Here is a 14,661-nt window from a genome sequence, read left to right as displayed (position 1 = left end):
CAAGCGAACGCCAGCCAGCAAATCGTTGACCAGAAGGGCGCCAGCGATCAGAGCACACAGCCCGACATAGAATGCCGGGCAATACCAATGCCGCAGGTGAGTTTACGCGGCGCAGCTGAACGACACCGATCCCAGACCTTGAAGTTCGAAAGTAAACTGGTCGCCTGCAGCAGGAAAGCGCACGGTCATCAGATTGCCAGTGATAAGCACCGCGCCGGCAGGAATACTGCGTTGTTGCCTGGCCATGGCCTTGGCCAGCCAGTATACGGACTCAAGGGGATTAACAATGTCTGCCACATTGCCCTGTTCAATCACGGTGCCATGCGAGGTTATGGTGATATCCCAATCGAAATTGGCTGGGACCCGCTGCCACGCCCCCAGAACGACGCTGGTATTGTTGACATTGCATGCCACCAGCGTGGGTGCATCCGGTGAGGTTTTGTCCGGACACCGGTCGTCGAGCACCTCGACCGCTGGAGTCACAGCTTCGATCCAGTCGGCGGCATCGTCTGCGCGGCGCAGATCATCTCCTGAGAGCTCCCTGCCGATACGCACGGCGACTTCGAATTCGAATTTCATGTGTGTATAGTCACCCATGGACAGGACGGCGCCAGAGGACAGCAATGCCGTGTCGAGCAATTGGCCATAAACCGGCTCGGTCAGGCCTTGCTTTTGCCAGGCGGCGGGCGCATTCAGGGCGATTTTCAATCCAGCGTGTTTCGCATTGTGACGCGCCATGCGAATTCGAACCAGTTCTTCCTGTACTGCGTAAGCCTGCTCCAGGTTCAATGGCCTGCCTGCAGCCAGCAACGGCGCAAAATGCACGCGATCATCAAATTGTTGTTGCAGCTGCTGTGCCAGCTCACGAGGGGTTGGGCCCATGATGTCTCCTAGTTATGAATTGGGTTCTGCACCAGAGGCGTTGCCACTGGTGTTGCCAGTTGCACTGATATCGGAAGCGCCGGCGACGGCCAGCCTGAGTGCCGACATATCATACCCGGTAGGTTCCTGGAATACACGTAAATCGAACTCGCCGACGACCGCAAAAATATGGTCAAACAGGTCGGACTGAATGCTTTCGTATTCTGCCCAGGCCACCGTTGTGGTGAACGCATAGATTTCAATGGGAACGCCGGTGGTGCCGGGAGCCAGCTGGCGCACCAGCATGGTCATATTACGATGAATATTCGGATGATTTCGCAGATAAACTTCCAGATACGCCCGGAAGGTGCCGATATTGGTCAGCCTGCGACCGTTCAGGGCCGACGACAAGTCCTCGCTGCGGGACCGATTATAGGCTTCTACCTCGCGGGATTTTTCAAGAATGTACTGGGACAGCAGCCGGCTTTTGGTCAGGCGCTGCATCTGCGTTTCGGAAATGAACTTGATGCTATTGACATCAATATGGATGGCGCGCTTGATACGACGGCCGCCAGACTCGGACATGGCCCGCCAGTTCTTGAATGAGTCGGAAATGAGCGCGTATGTGGGAACGGTGGTTACCGTATTGTCCCAGTTGCGCACCTTGACCGTTGTCAGGCCGATATCGATGACTGCGCCGTCGGCGTTGTATTTTGGCATTTCCAGCCAGTCGCCGATACTGAGCATATTGTTGGCAGACAGCTGGATGCCGGCGACCAGACCCAGGATGGGGTCCTTGAAGATCAGCATAAGCACCGCCGTCATGGCGCCCAGGCCACTGATCAGGATTACGGGTGACTGCCCGATCAGGACCGAGACGATGAAAATGACAACGGCAATGGCGCCGATGATTTTCAGGCTTTGAACGATTCCCTTTAGCGGGAACTGGACCGCGACCTGTTTGCGAAAGCACCAATCGAGCACAAGGTCAAGAAACGCAAAAAAAGCCAGCATGGTGTAGACCAGCATCCAGATACGCGAAAAGCCAAGCAGCCCTTCGTGGAGGGAGCCCGCCGGTACCCACCAACTGGTTAACCAACCGAGAGCAAGGCCCTGCGCCAGCATGGCTGCATGACGAAACAGCGACGAGTGGCCGATGAGTTTAAAAAAAAGGAACCGGTGATTGCGCATCCTGCCCTGCAATATGCGCAGCACGCCATAGTGCAAGATGCCGTGCAGCAGCACCAGCAGAATCAGAATGACGCCCAGAGTGACAAGCTGGGCGGCAAAGGGAGAAAGCTGCAGGCCGGCTAGCGCCAGCCAGTCAGAAGGCGTTTCTTTCATGAATGACCATCAGAGTATACATAGGGTCACATAGTAGCAAACTGGTTGCAGCCCGTCATCTGTGTAAAGTACGAATGGGTTTGTATAAAGGCTGGAAACGTGCCTGAGTCACTCGTTCAAAAAATGCCCTTACCAGATCACGAAGAACAGTAGCCACGCATAGGTGAATGGCGCCAGGCCTGCGAGCAGCAACAACATACAGGCCATGCGTCGCGGCAGCGGCAAACGGTGTTGAGCCAGAATTTTCCATGCCAGTCGCAGTGTCCACAGCAAAGACAGGGACAGCAGCGCCAGGCGGGCCGGCCCTACCCAGCCTGTCGCAACACCGTCATTCTGCAACAAGGTGACGGTGGTGGCCGTCAACCCCAGAAAGACGCCGGCGCCTGCTGCAGGAATCAGCGCCTGGGCGACGGTATTCACCGCTAGTTTGACTCGCTTGCCCACCACTAGCCGGATGCTTTGCAGGCCCAGCCACAGGGCACCGCCGGTAACGAGCGCCGTGCACAAAATAAACAGCAAAATGGTGACTCCGTCGAGCCAGCTGAAAACATCATTGACCTCCGGATAGTGAGTAAGAATGAACCAGGGCGCGTTCTGTTGCAGCGGCCAGAAAATATCATGGTTCACCAGCCACTCGGCCATCGCTTGTTTCAGCGCGACAAACCATGGGCTGGCACTCCACAGGAAGGCCCCCACGGCAATGCCCATCAGCCCGAAAACGATAAGTGCAGTTTGCCAGCCACCGGTCTCGGACACGTGCACGATCTCTTCTTCTGGCGAGCGCACGGTCAGCGCAATGGCGCCGCGGTAGTCGGCGCAACGTCCGCACATGTGACAATCAGCCGCTCCCTTCATATGACGCAGCGGCACCAGCGGTGCGCAATTGACCGATTCGATGCGTCGCACCGGATGGCGCCAGGCGTCTTCGCTGACCTTGTAGTGCCAGGGCGCCAGTTTGGCCAGTAGCTGAAATACCCCGTTGACCGGACACAAATATTTGCACCAGACCCGTTTGTTGCGACCGTAAAGATAGCCGACAATCATGGCCGCCGCTGTCGAGCCCCCCAATACAGCAAGAACGGCCCAGGGATATTGGTAGACGCTGACCAGTTGGCCGTAAATTGTTGTCAGCGCGAAAGCAACGAATGGCCAGCCTCCCCAACGCATCCAACGGGGGATGGCGCGACCGCGTCCGCGTTCACTGGCCCATTCGCTAAGCATGCCCTCGGGACAGAACCAGCCGCACCACGCCCGTCCCATCAGTGGCATGGACACGAGCACAAACGGCCACCAAATACCCCAGAAAGCAAATTGGGCAAAAACGGTCAGATTGGAAAAAATATGTGCGGAATTGCCCGGCAGGGGCAATGCTGCCGGAACGAGAATGAGGAAAAAGTAAACGGCGACCACACACCACTGTATATTGCGCAGCAGCCGTTTATGGTCTCGCAGGAATGACGAAAGCCGATAGGCAAACGATTGAAAAATGGCGCTCATGGAGCACACCTTGAAAGAGCGAACTCAACGTTGTGAGTAGGATAACAATGCAAGAGCGGCACGTCGCGCCAGTACAGGGCGCGACGCTGGGCGCTGATCGAAAAGCCGGCTCGGGCAGTATGTGTCAGCCGTGGACAGAGGCCGCAGCGGACACGGTTGCCGGGCGCAACCGCCGGAACAAAACCGCAATAATAAACCAATACAGGAAGAAAATAACAACATGCGTCAGGGAAGGCATGGCCCGGTAACCGGCAAAATCGGCAAGGACTTTGCCGATGCCAGCGCTGTCGTCAATGACGGCGCCAGTATCCCACAGTGGATCCATAAACGCCGGGATGGCTTCAAGCGAAATCAGGTGATCGATGCCGTTCATGAGCAGTGAGCCGGCCAGCAGCAGCAACAGAATCTCGGTAATCTGAAAGAAGCGCCGCCAGGTAATGATTCGCCCACCCAGTTGTAAAACATAGAAGGTAAGCAACGCGAGCAGGAATCCCCCTATACCGGCCACCATCAGCGCCAGCGCCTGTTCCTGTCGCGCCCCGGCCAATACGGTACCCCACAAGAACACCACGGTTTCACTGCCTTCCCTGGCCACGGCGATCATGACCAGAACCAGCAGCCCCCACCAACTATTGCGTTCTACATTCACTGATGCGTCGCTGACCAGTTCCGTTTTCAGGCGAGGGCCGTGTTTTTTCATCCACAGCACCATTTGCACGACCAATCCGCAGGCAAGCAAAGCCATGATGGCCTGGAACCATTCCTGCCCGGTATCGGACAGCCAGGTAGAAACCCCCATGAATACCAGGGCAAGCGCAACGGCGAGCAGCAACCCTGCCGCTACGCCACCCCATAGCCAGGGCAAACCACGGCGGCCACTGGCAGACGCCCGCAGCCAGGTGTACAGGATGCCCACCACAAGAAGGGCTTCAACGCTTTCGCGCCAGACAATAAATGCCACTTGCTCCAATTGGATTCCTTTTGAATGGATACAGGCCTATTCGGCAGGCTTGACCACCAGTGTTCCTTTTACGGATTGGTGGAAATCATCAAAAAACGGATACTCGCCGGGCTTGGAAATTTTGAAAACGAGAAAGGAGGACAGGCCAGGCCCCAGCACCTTTTCCTTGCGCAAGGGCAGACTCTCGAACTCTACCGGCACATCGCTCTCGTTGATCAGATTGACCTTGAAACGTCCGGCAGGCACTTCAAGTCGCTGCGGTTCGAACGTTCCGTCTTGCTTGAACCGCAGGGTAAATGTGGGCGTCTCGCCCCAGGCGCTGCCGGCCAGCAGCCCTTGGGCCAAGGTGACGGAAAGCGCCAGACCGACTATCGCCAGCGCACGTTTTACCATGATCAGTAACCACCTTTCTTGCCGGTGCCGGCATAGGTGAACTCGTAATCGACTTCAAAGGTGTCAAAGAACGGTTCCACACCCGTTTCCTTATCGGTATGACGGCCAAAATGGTTCATTTTATTGGTCTCTGGATTACCGATAATGAATGTGAGCTTGTACTTGCCGGGTCCCTCGAGTTTGACATTATCGCCATAGTGCGGGCCGTCGTTGGCGACCATGGGCATGAGCGGGCCTTCCTGGACCTTGCCGCCCTCTTTTTGCAGTTTGTATTTAATATTCAGGTATGGCATCCACGCGCCTTCCTCAAAGCCGTTCTTGTTATCGCCGGTGGCATGAATGTCGGCTTCAAGATGAATGTCTGAATCTTTGGCTTCGCGCATCATGCCCGGCGGGTCCATGGTAATGGGTTGCAGATAGACCGCAGCGATTTCCATGCCATGTTTCATATGCGGCTTGCCAATAGGGTATTCAGCGGCCTGTGCAGACAGCGAAAGAGACAGTGCCATGCCGGCACTGATCAGGACGATTTTCTTGATCATGGTAAAAGTCCACCAATTTAGTAAATGCGAATATTTCTCGTTTATATTACCGGAAGTGGACTGACAGACGCCTTAATAAAAGTCAAATAATTCCGAGATAAAAGTGAATTAGCCACGAAACTTTTATGCGACTGTGCGTGAGAACAACGGAAAAAACCTGACGTCGGGACGTGCGTGCTACCCGCGACATGGCCGGTATACAGCCACGTTCAGGCCCGTTACTGGTGGCGGCTATAACTCAATGCAATCGCCATCGAATGCCTGGCGCACGCCCGCGGGCAGCGCGTCAGGATGCGACATCAGGTAGCGATCCAGTTCATGGCCGGCATGAGTCAGCCAGGTCGTTCCAGCGCCGATGGCAGCGTGGATGGCCAGCGCCTGGTTCAGATCGTTGTGGTTTCGTCCCGGTTTCGGCAGTGGCGGATAGGAACAGTCAAGAACACAATGCACAGGACGCAGTGTCCGCAAAAAGTCCTGCACCGCAGCCGACAGACCTTGCGTATCAGTCAGGTAAGCCAGGCTGTCACCGCGATCCGGACGGATCAGATAACCATAGGTCAGTTTGGAATGCTCCAACGGCAAGGCCGTCATGGTGAACCCGGCAAACCGTCGTTCTTCGAACGCATGAAAGGGTTGAGAGAAGTCCAGAATGCCCGGATGCTTGTACAGATCGGCAAAGCCGTTCTCATCGGGCGGGCCGTATATGGCAATCCGCAGATTAACGCCCCAGCGCAAGTGCAGCAGACCCTGGGCATGATCGGCATGATAATGCGTCTGAAATATGCCTTGCAGGGCGCCTGGCGCAAAGCGGGTGGACAAATCCATCAGACCACTGTCGATCAGCCATTGGCCATCATCGGTCTGCAGCAAGGCGCTACAGGGCAGACGGCCGTAGCGAAGATCGTGCCTTGCCCGGGCACAGGCGATGCAATCGCAGTTATAAACCGGCATTTGCGCAGAGTTGCCGGTGCCCAGGAAAGTCAGTTTCATTGCTGTTCCGATATCGTGGCTTGTTCGATTGTATCCAAAAACTGTGTTACCGCGCTATCGAGGTCAGCTGAATTGTCGATGACCGCGAAACGCGCCCCCTGTTCACGCAAGCCCTCTATGAAGGTATTGTCCAGCCGCGTATTGCGTGCCAGCCTTTCCGTAATTTCTTCAACGCTTTCACGACCGCGTCGCAGCAGGCGTTGCAACAACAATTGCGATTCCACCTGAACCAACACCACCAGCACCGACTGATACAGCTGCACCGCAGATTCGCAATAGGCACGCGAGCCATTGACCAGCACCGTTTGCCCTTGTGCCAGCCGGGTATCGAGCTCTGCCGGAATGCCGTAGGCCAGGCCATTGGCGCGCCAGCTCATGGCAAACGCGCCGCGCGCCTGCATGGCGTCAAAGTCCTCGGGCGACACAGAGAACGCATCTTCGCCCTCGGATTCCGCCGATCGGGTGATATAGCGCTTCATCAGATGCAACCGGGAGCCGGTGCGGCGAGTCGCCTGTTGCAGCAGACTGTCCTTGCCCGAGCCGGAGGGGCCCATCACATACACCAGTTGTCCCGACATCAGAAAACCCGCTTGCCTTCGCGCAACACCTGTTGCACTACGAATTGCTGGCCCGTATCTTTGACCTGCACCAGATCGGCGCGCAGGCCCGGGCTGATCTGCCCGCGATCCGGCAAATTGGCGGACCTGGCCGGCGCCAGGCTGACCATATTGACGGCATCAGGCAGGCTGATCCCCAACTCGGACTGGTTCAATATTCGTACCGACTGCAGCATGCTGGCCGGATAGTAATCGCTGGACAGAATATCCAACACGCCCTGGCGCGCCAGATCCGCCGCCGCAATGTTGCCCGAATGCGAGCCGCCGCGCACAACATTGGGCGCGCCCATCAGAACCTTCAGCCCGAGCTGGTGACTGAGCGCCGCCGCTTCATGCGTGGTGGGAAATTCGGCAATGGTCATACCGAAACCGGCTGATTCATGCACGTGCTCGCTGGTGGCGTCATCGTGACTGGCCAGGGACAGGCCGCGCTCGTGGCAGATGTCCACAATACGACGACGATAGCCTTCGCTGTAGCGCTCTGCGTTCTGTTTTTGCAATACGATAAAGGCGTCCATGTCGGCATCATTCAAATGATATTTTCCTTGATAGTACTCGCGATATTTTTCATACTTCACAAACTGGCGCTGGCCAGGCGTATGGTCCATGATTGACACCAGATGCACCAGGTTATTGCCCACCAGATCTTCAAAAATCCCCAGGGTTTTTTCATGGCTGACTTCGCAACGCAAATGCAGTCTGTGTTCGGCACGCGTGTGCCCCTGGCCTTCGGCATGAGAGATCGCTTCGATCATTTTCGGCAACTGCAGCAGACGCTTTCCCTTTGGGTTCACATCGCCGATAGACAGCGCATCAAATACAGTTGTGATTGCCGCGCCCACGATTTGCGCATCATGCGCCAGTACGGCGTTTTCAGAGGGCCAGTCTACGCCGGGACGCGGATTCATGTATTTTTCAAGGTTATCGGTGTGCAGTTCGATCAGACCCGGGATCATATAATCGCCCTGCCAGTCTTCGGCCGCCGCCAGACTGCTACTGCCCTCGCTTATGTCATCAATCCTGCCGTCCCTCAAGAACACCGTGCCACTGATAACCTCATTGGCCGTGACAACTTTTGCATTTGTGATAACTCGTTCACGCAACATGTTTCATCTCCCGTGTTGCAATATCCAGGCAGCGATCGGCCACCGCCTCGCGTGCCACCCTGTCATGAAAAATGCCAATCAATGCGCAGCCGGCAGCCTTGGCTTCGTCGATCATCTCCAGCACAACCCGACCGTTTACCTCATCCAGAGATGCAGTGGGTTCGTCCAGCAGCATCAACGGCCAATTGACCATGAAGCCGCGGGCGATATTCACGCGCTGTTGCTCGCCGCCCGAAAACGTATTGGGCGCCAGCGACCACAGTCTTTGCGGGATATTAAGCCGCGTCAACAGCTCGGCGGCACGCGCGTTGGCCTGCTCAAGGCTCCAGCCACGCAACAGGGCCGGCTCGCTAACCACATCCAGGCAGTTCACGCGCGGAATCACGCGCAGGAACTGGCTGACATAACCCATCGTCTCGCGACGAACCTGCATGATTCGGCGCGGCGCAGCGCCGACCAGCTCGGTCATGGAATCGCGATGGCGCACACGGATAGAGCCTGCACCGGGCAAATAGTTGCCATACAAGGTGCGCAGCAACGTTGACTTGCCGGCGCCCGACTGACCATGGAGCACCAGACATTCTCCCGCATCGACTGAAAAGCTGATGCCCTCCAGGACATGCAATTGCACGCCTTGCTGCTGATGCAGCGTAAAGGTCTTGGATAAATTATTAACTTGCAGAACGGTATTCATTGTTTCTCCGAATGCATTGATTGCATCTGTACTATCACGGTTGCAATACAGATGAGACCAGCAGTTGCGTATAGGGATGCTGTGGGTCGTCCAGGATCTGATCGGTGAGCCCGCTTTCGACAACACGCGAGCGACGCATAACCATCAAGCGATCTGCCAGCAGGCGCGCTACGGCCAGATCGTGCGTCACGATAATGACAGCCAGGCCCAGATCGCGCACCAGAGCGCGCAACATATCCAGCAGGCGCGCCTGTACCGATACATCCAGTCCCCCCGTGGGCTCGTCCATAAACACCAGGCGGGGCCGGGACACCAGATTGCGTGCAATTTGCAGCCGCTGCTGCATGCCCCCCGAGAAAGTGCGTGGCAGGTCGTCAATACGCGCTTCATCAATTTCCACCTGGCGCAGCCACCGTTCCGATTCGCCACGCAGCACGCCATAATTGCGTACGCCTTGCGCCATCAGGCGCTCGCCGATATTAGCCCCGGCAGAGACCGTCATGCGCAGGCCGTCTCGCGGATTCTGCTCGACAAAGCCCCATTCGGTGCGCAGCAAGGTGCGCCGTTGCGCCTCGGAGGAGGCATACAGATCGGTCACGTCCGCATCGGCGTGCCGGTAGTGGATGGTTCCGGCATCGGGCTGGCAACGGCCCGAGAGCACATTGAGTAGCGTAGACTTACCAGATCCCGACTCCCCGACAATACCCAGCACTTCGCCAGGATACAAGTCGAAGCTGACCGCCTGGCATCCCTTGTCCGGGCCGAACAGAAGGCCAATATCCGAAACTTGAAAGAGCGGCTCGCCGTCCTGCTCATCAGTCACAGCAAGCCTTGCTTCATTGTTAATTGCCTGCAATGCACTCATTTTTCTTCTCCTGCTTGTGCCACGCGCTGTGCGCAGTAATCGGTATCGGAGCAGACAAACTGGCGACTGCCCTTGTCATCGGTAATAATCTCATCCAGGAACGATTCCGTTGAGCCACAAATCGCACAACTGTGGTCCCACTTCTGTACGTCGAACGGATGGTCTTCAAAATCCAGGCTGGCGACATCGGTGTATGGTGGCACGGCATACAAACGCTTTTCACGGCCGGCGCCAAATAGCATGAGCGCCGCGCTGCAATGCAGTTTCGGGTTATCGAACTTGGGAATGGGAGACGGGTCCATCACATAGCGCCCGTCCACCAGTACCGGATAGGCATAAGCTGTCGCAATATGGCCATAGCGGGCAATGTCTTCATACAGCTTCACGTGCATCACACCATAGTCGTTCAGGGCATGCATCGTCTTGGTTTCGGTTTCCGAGGGCTCGATAAAGCGCAGCGGCTCGGGAATCGGCACCTGAAAAACCATGATCTGATCATTGTTCAAGGCCGTTTCAGGAATGCGGTGTCGCGTCTGTATCACCGTCGCTTCTGTTGTGTCGACCGTGGTGCGCACACCCGCCGTACGCGAGAAAAAGCGCCGGATGGAAACCGCGTTGGTCGTGTCGTCCGCGCCCTGGTCAATCACCTTGAGCACGTCGTCACGTCCCAGGATGGCAGCGGTCAGTTGCATGCCACCAGTGCCCCAGCCGTAAGGCAGTGGCATTTCGCGCCCGCCGAAAGGAACCTGGTAGCCGGGAATGGCTACAGCCTTAAGGAGCGCGCGACGAATCATGCGCTTGCTTTGCTCATCAAGATAGGCAAAGTTATAGGGTTCTGCCATCGTATTCATGCGCGTTTCTCCTTTTGCGTCAACGCCTGTTCCGCCGGTGTAGCCTGTGTAGCCTGCTGCTCTGCATGACGCTTGCCCTGCGCTTGCTGTTTTCTCATCTTGCGGATCAATTCAAGCTCGGCCTGGAAATCAACGTAATGAGGCAATTTCAAATGTGATACGAAACCGGCAGCTTCGACGTTATCGCAATGCATCAGTACAAACTCTTCCTGCTGTGCGGGAGAGGTAATCTCCTCGTCATACTCGGCCGCGCGCAATGCACGATCAACCAATGCCATGCCCATGACCTTGCGCTCGTTATAGCCAAACGCCAATCCATAACCCCGTGTAAATTGCGCTAGCTCATCTTTTGATCCGACAAACTGATTCACCATCTCGCATTCGGTGATTTCGATATCCCCTGCCGGGACGGCGAAATCCAGCTCTTCGGGCTCCAGCCAGATTTCAGTCAGGCCAATACGGATTTCGCCGGCAAACGGGTGATTGCGTCCGTAACCGCGCTGCGTGGAATAACCCAGCGCAAGCAGAAATCCCTCATCACCACGGGCCAGTGCCTGCAGGCGCTGCATCCGGTTGCTTGGAAAGTCCAGCGGCTCGCGCGTGATGTCGGGAATGGGCGCATCGCTGTCGGTCTCTTCGCGTATCAATCCTTCCTGAGCCAACAAGCCCAATACCCGCGGAAAAACTGGCTCGTCAGTGTCCGCGACGCAACCGGCCTGCTCAGCGTCCACTTGCGCGGTGTCAGCCAAATGCGCTTGCGACGCAGACTGGGCGCTCTCATCAGCGTCTGTACCGTCTATACCTTTAGCCACGTCAAGAACGTCGTGCCCTGCCGCTTGGCCCTTGTCGACCGTCGTCGGCATCTGCCCGCGCGCCATGTCCAGGGGCAAGTCGCCTTCTGCCTGCAAGGTAAAGTCCAGCAGACGATGCGTATAGTCGAAGGTCGGCCCCAGTAACTGACCACCGGGCAAGTCCTTGTAAGTGGCTGAAATCCGTCGCTCAACCTGCATGCTCTCAGTCTGCAGCGGTCGGCTGACACAGTAACGGCTTAGCGTGGTGCGATAGGCCCGCAACAAAAAGATGGCTTCCATCAAATCGCCTGCAGACTGTTTAATGGCAAGTGCCGCCAGCTCACGGTCATACAGCGAACCTTCGCTCATCACCCGGGCAACCGCCAGGGGCATTTGCTGCGCAATCTGGGCCAGTGACAATGGTGGCACGTCAGGATGACCGCGACGCTTCTGGTCAAGCAGCCGATGCGCATTTTCTATAGCGGCTTGGCCGCCCTTTACAGCAACATACATCGTATTCTCCTATGCGAAGCTGACCACGGTACTGCGTGGCAAAGCCATCAATTGATGCTGGCTGGTCATGAAAAAGTCCAGCCCCCGGGGAAAATCGGTCACCTGATTGCGTGCCGACCAGAAGCGCTCGCACAACGACGGGCTGATGGCCCGTTGCGATTCGATGCCTGGCCCCTCGAGCACGACTTGCCGCCCGCCTTCAAGGCTATCGAGCTGAACAATCACCGTGCAGGACTGCTCTGGATCGCGATCGCTGCCGGTTCGAAAACGCGCCAGATCATCAACTTCGCTCGCGACCATGATGGCCAGGTCGGCCTGTTGCGGGTCGTCGGTCACCGGGCAGGCGCAATGAAATGCCAGGTTGGCGCGGATCATGGGGGTGTCCACGCTTGGGCTTAGCCAGACTTTTGTGTCGTCGTCAAACAGTGTCAAGGCAAGGGAGAAGGTGGCCGGATGCATCACATCCAATGCATCGGCAAAGTCGGCCCGGGCAATCGTGCCAGGCTCGGACATCGTCTTGAGAGCGGCGCGAAAGCTCGTCTGCGCGTTAAGCACCGGGTCTGCAAAGGCGGTAACCAGAACAGGAGCAGTCATTCGTTTTCTCCTCTGAGAAGGGTGAAGAATTCCACTTTGGAAGCGGCAACTTGTGCCTGCCTGGCCTGACGCGCCTGTTGCTGACTGCGCGCCAGGGGTTCAATCAGCGATGGCATAAGCTGCGCTTTTTCCTGGCCCAGCAGCAGCGCATCGGCCAGGGCCGCCAGTTCCGCATGACGCTTGTTGCGCCCCGCAATATAGCTGTAGCCCGCGCGGCCATCCTGCAATTGCACCACGCAACGCGTTACCGTCATCTCGCCCAGGTTGAATGCCTGTCCGGTGCCGCCAGTGCGGCCCCGAACCATAGCCATGCCGGTTTCCGGCTTGCGTATACATTGATAAGGCACGCCGCCAAGCAGCGACTCGTATCCGGCCAGCGCGTCTTCAGCACGCGCGAGCACCTGCATCCAGCGTTGTCGCTCTGTTGGAGCAAAGTCCGCATTCATATGTGTTCTCCGTTTAAAACTACCTGATATTGGAAACGGTCTGCGCGGCTGACTGAAAACGTCAACTCCACGGGATGACCGTGCTGGTTCTTCGAGAGGGTGGTCACAGTCAGCACCGGCGCCGATTGTGGAATCAACAGGCGCGAGGCCTCGTCAATGGTGGGCAGCCTGGCGCCGATCACGCTGGAAGCACGCTGCAAATGACAGCCGCGATCCTTAAGATACTGGCGCATGGAATCACGCTTGTAATCCCGCAGCAGGGTTTCGTAATCGGCAGAAAAAAAGTGCGTCATGACACTGATGGGCTCGTCATCGATGAATCGCAGCGTGCGATATTCCAGTACTGTGCTACCCGGGGCCAGCGCCAACTGCGTGAGCTCGTCCTGGTTTGCCGGTCGTTGATAAACCTTAAGCAGTTGCGCTCTTGCCGTAAGCCCCATGGCTGAAAACTGGTCGGTATATGCCGTTTTTGCCTGTACCGGATACAGCAGCGGGCGGGTCAGCACTTTGGTCCCCTTGCCTTTGATGCGGATAATATTTCCCTCTTGCACCAGCAGATCCAGCGCCCGCCGCACGGTATGGCGATTAACGGCAAAGCGTTCGGCCAATCGCAACTCTCCTGGCAACAGGTCACCCGGCTTATACATAGACAACTCGGCACGAATCGTCGAAGCCAGTGTCTGGTAGAGCGGTTCATCTTGTCTAGACAAGTTCATCATTTTAAAAAGGCAGTTGCCTGCCTGGTTCCATCATACGAAGAATTTTCTGAGTCGCTGCGACACCACGTCGATCACACTCACACACACGATAATGATGAGCAAAATGGCTGCAGTCTGTCCGAAGGCGAAGCCCCGGATTGCTTCCCACAATAACACACCAATGCCGCCGGCGCCAACCATGCCAACCACGGTAGCCGAGCGTACGTTCGACTCAAACCGGTACAGCGCGTATGACACCCACAGCGGCATAACCTGGGGGATCACTCCAAAAATCACTTCCTGCAAAGCGCTGGCGCCAGTGGCCCTGACCCCTTCCACCGGGCCGGGATCGATCGCTTCCACTGCCTCAGCAAACAGCTTGGCCAGCACGCCTGTCGTGCCAAGAAATAGCGCCAGGGTGCCAGCAAAGGGTCCAAGCCCAACCGCCACCACAAACAACATGGCAAACACCATTTCATTGATGGATCGCAAGGCATCCATCAGGCGTCGCACCGGCTGGCAGATCCACCATGGCACCAGATTGGACGATGACAGTATGCCAAGTGGAATACCAACAATAATGGCCAGTACGGTGCCCCAGACGGCGATCTGGATGGTGACCAGCATTTCCTTCAGGTACATACGCCATTCAGAGAAATCCGGCGGAACAAAGTCGGCGGCAAACGTGGCCATGTTGCCCGCGTCTGTCCACAACAGCACGGGGTTCATTTCAGCGCCTTTCCAGGCCCAGGCCAGAAACAGCAGACAGAACCCCCATCCGAGCATTTTCGCCCATGTCATGCGCGGCGGCTGCGCGGGCGCGGCGGCAGGTATCGGGCGAGTCGTAAGTACTGACATATTCATTTCCGGTTTATGGCAGCCCGCGACAGGCGCAGGC

The 14,661-nt window shown here is 56.8% G+C and carries 17 protein-coding genes; all 17 read right to left on the bottom strand.

Annotation, left to right across the window (positions count from 1 at the left end):
* Positions 1-102 precede the first annotated feature (102 nt).
* The 17 genes from CAP48_RS05255 to phnE all read right to left on the bottom strand — a co-directional run bounded on the left by CAP48_RS05255 (position 103) and on the right by phnE (position 14,627).
* Positions 103-882, bottom strand: coding sequence for a 2-keto-4-pentenoate hydratase (locus tag CAP48_RS05255; protein WP_100694971.1), 780 nt, complete (start codon positions 880-882; stop codon positions 103-105).
* A gap of 12 nt (positions 883-894) precedes the next feature.
* Entirely contained in the window at positions 895-2,205 is a 1,311-nt protein-coding gene (locus tag CAP48_RS05250; protein ID WP_100694970.1) for a mechanosensitive ion channel family protein, read from the bottom strand.
* A 129-nt stretch (positions 2,206-2,334) separates the two neighbouring features.
* On the bottom strand, positions 2,335-3,702 hold the full coding sequence (locus CAP48_RS05245) for a 4Fe-4S binding protein (RefSeq protein ID WP_100694969.1): 1,368 nt from the start codon (positions 3,700-3,702) through the stop codon (positions 2,335-2,337).
* 124 nt (positions 3,703-3,826) lie between these two features.
* Positions 3,827-4,672, bottom strand: a complete 846-nt coding sequence (locus CAP48_RS05240) for an FTR1 family protein (RefSeq protein ID WP_100694968.1) — start codon at positions 4,670-4,672, stop codon at positions 3,827-3,829.
* Positions 4,673-4,699: 27 nt separating this feature from the next.
* Positions 4,700-5,056: a cupredoxin domain-containing protein gene (locus tag CAP48_RS05235; RefSeq protein ID WP_100694967.1), complete on the bottom strand. Its 357-nt coding sequence runs from the start codon at positions 5,054-5,056 to the stop codon at positions 4,700-4,702.
* A 2-nt stretch (positions 5,057-5,058) separates the two neighbouring features.
* Positions 5,059-5,598: an iron transporter gene (locus CAP48_RS05230; RefSeq protein WP_100694966.1), complete on the bottom strand. Its 540-nt coding sequence runs from the start codon at positions 5,596-5,598 to the stop codon at positions 5,059-5,061.
* A 231-nt stretch (positions 5,599-5,829) separates the two neighbouring features.
* A complete protein-coding gene (gene phnP, locus CAP48_RS05225; RefSeq protein WP_100694965.1) occupies positions 5,830-6,588 on the bottom strand; it encodes a phosphonate metabolism protein PhnP in 759 nt (252 codons plus the stop codon).
* Positions 6,585-7,166 carry a phosphonate metabolism protein/1,5-bisphosphokinase (PRPP-forming) PhnN gene (phnN, locus tag CAP48_RS05220; protein ID WP_100694964.1) on the bottom strand — a complete coding sequence of 194 codons (582 nt, stop codon included), beginning with the start codon at positions 7,164-7,166 and terminating at the stop codon, positions 6,585-6,587. The genes phnP and phnN overlap by 4 nt, the downstream gene beginning before the upstream one ends.
* Positions 7,166-8,311: an alpha-D-ribose 1-methylphosphonate 5-triphosphate diphosphatase gene (locus tag CAP48_RS05215; protein WP_100694963.1), complete on the bottom strand. Its 1,146-nt coding sequence runs from the start codon at positions 8,309-8,311 to the stop codon at positions 7,166-7,168. The genes phnN and CAP48_RS05215 overlap by 1 nt, the downstream gene beginning before the upstream one ends.
* Complete coding sequence (gene phnL / locus CAP48_RS05210) at positions 8,301-9,005, bottom strand: phosphonate C-P lyase system protein PhnL (RefSeq protein WP_100694962.1); 705 nt, start codon at positions 9,003-9,005, stop codon at positions 8,301-8,303. The genes CAP48_RS05215 and phnL overlap by 11 nt, the downstream gene beginning before the upstream one ends.
* A gap of 34 nt (positions 9,006-9,039) precedes the next feature.
* Complete coding sequence (phnK, locus tag CAP48_RS05205) at positions 9,040-9,870, bottom strand: phosphonate C-P lyase system protein PhnK (protein ID WP_100694961.1); 831 nt, start codon at positions 9,868-9,870, stop codon at positions 9,040-9,042.
* Entirely contained in the window at positions 9,867-10,721 is an 855-nt protein-coding gene (locus CAP48_RS05200) for an alpha-D-ribose 1-methylphosphonate 5-phosphate C-P-lyase PhnJ (protein ID WP_100694960.1), read from the bottom strand. Before CAP48_RS05200 ends, phnK begins: the two co-directional genes overlap by 4 nt.
* On the bottom strand, positions 10,718-12,025 hold the full coding sequence (locus tag CAP48_RS05195; protein ID WP_100694959.1) for a carbon-phosphorus lyase complex subunit PhnI: 1,308 nt from the start codon (positions 12,023-12,025) through the stop codon (positions 10,718-10,720). Before CAP48_RS05195 ends, CAP48_RS05200 begins: the two co-directional genes overlap by 4 nt.
* 9 nt (positions 12,026-12,034) lie before the next feature.
* On the bottom strand, positions 12,035-12,619 hold the full coding sequence (gene phnH / locus CAP48_RS05190) for a phosphonate C-P lyase system protein PhnH (protein ID WP_100694958.1): 585 nt from the start codon (positions 12,617-12,619) through the stop codon (positions 12,035-12,037).
* Positions 12,616-13,065 (bottom strand): phosphonate C-P lyase system protein PhnG, encoded by a 450-nt coding sequence (gene phnG, locus CAP48_RS05185; RefSeq protein ID WP_100694957.1) that lies wholly within the window; start codon positions 13,063-13,065, stop codon positions 12,616-12,618. The genes phnH and phnG overlap by 4 nt, the downstream gene beginning before the upstream one ends.
* Entirely contained in the window at positions 13,062-13,775 is a 714-nt protein-coding gene (gene phnF / locus CAP48_RS05180) for a phosphonate metabolism transcriptional regulator PhnF (RefSeq protein WP_242444340.1), read from the bottom strand. Before phnF ends, phnG begins: the two co-directional genes overlap by 4 nt.
* A gap of 39 nt (positions 13,776-13,814) precedes the next feature.
* Positions 13,815-14,627, bottom strand: coding sequence for a phosphonate ABC transporter, permease protein PhnE (phnE, locus tag CAP48_RS05175; RefSeq protein ID WP_369806326.1), 813 nt, complete (start codon positions 14,625-14,627; stop codon positions 13,815-13,817).
* Between the last annotated feature and the right edge of the window lie 34 nt (positions 14,628-14,661).

It is taken from the genome of Advenella sp. S44, from assembly GCF_002810445.1.
In the GTDB taxonomy this organism is placed as follows: Bacteria; Pseudomonadota; Gammaproteobacteria; order Burkholderiales; family Burkholderiaceae_B; genus Advenella.
The sequence above is the reverse complement of the archived record's forward strand: the minus strand, read 5'-3'. Positions and strand labels throughout refer to the sequence as shown.

Excerpts from the sequence above, each read along its gene's own strand:
- CAP48_RS05195 (WP_100694959.1), bottom strand. The coding sequence starts at position 12,025 with ATGTATGTTGCTGTAAAGGGCGGCCAAGCCGCTATAGAAAATGCGCAT.
- CAP48_RS05255 (WP_100694971.1), bottom strand. The coding sequence starts at position 882 with ATGGGCCCAACCCCTCGTGAGCTGGCACAGCAGCTGCAACAACAATTT.
- CAP48_RS05200 (WP_100694960.1), bottom strand. The coding sequence starts at position 10,721 with ATGAATACGATGGCAGAACCCTATAACTTTGCCTATCTTGATGAGCAA.
- phnK (WP_100694961.1), bottom strand. The coding sequence starts at position 9,870 with ATGAGTGCATTGCAGGCAATTAACAATGAAGCAAGGCTTGCTGTGACT.
- CAP48_RS05250 (WP_100694970.1), bottom strand. The coding sequence starts at position 2,205 with ATGAAAGAAACGCCTTCTGACTGGCTGGCGCTAGCCGGCCTGCAGCTT.
- phnN (WP_100694964.1), bottom strand. The coding sequence starts at position 7,166 with ATGTCGGGACAACTGGTGTATGTGATGGGCCCCTCCGGCTCGGGCAAG.
- phnP (WP_100694965.1), bottom strand. The coding sequence starts at position 6,588 with ATGAAACTGACTTTCCTGGGCACCGGCAACTCTGCGCAAATGCCGGTT.
- phnG (WP_100694957.1), bottom strand. The coding sequence starts at position 13,065 with ATGAATGCGGACTTTGCTCCAACAGAGCGACAACGCTGGATGCAGGTG.
- CAP48_RS05215 (WP_100694963.1), bottom strand. The coding sequence starts at position 8,311 with ATGTTGCGTGAACGAGTTATCACAAATGCAAAAGTTGTCACGGCCAAT.
- CAP48_RS05230 (WP_100694966.1), bottom strand. The coding sequence starts at position 5,598 with ATGATCAAGAAAATCGTCCTGATCAGTGCCGGCATGGCACTGTCTCTT.
- CAP48_RS05245 (WP_100694969.1), bottom strand. The coding sequence starts at position 3,702 with ATGAGCGCCATTTTTCAATCGTTTGCCTATCGGCTTTCGTCATTCCTG.
- CAP48_RS05235 (WP_100694967.1), bottom strand. The coding sequence starts at position 5,056 with ATGGTAAAACGTGCGCTGGCGATAGTCGGTCTGGCGCTTTCCGTCACC.
- phnH (WP_100694958.1), bottom strand. The coding sequence starts at position 12,619 with ATGACTGCTCCTGTTCTGGTTACCGCCTTTGCAGACCCGGTGCTTAAC.
- phnL (WP_100694962.1), bottom strand. The coding sequence starts at position 9,005 with ATGAATACCGTTCTGCAAGTTAATAATTTATCCAAGACCTTTACGCTG.
- phnE (WP_369806326.1), bottom strand. The coding sequence starts at position 14,627 with ATGAATATGTCAGTACTTACGACTCGCCCGATACCTGCCGCCGCGCCC.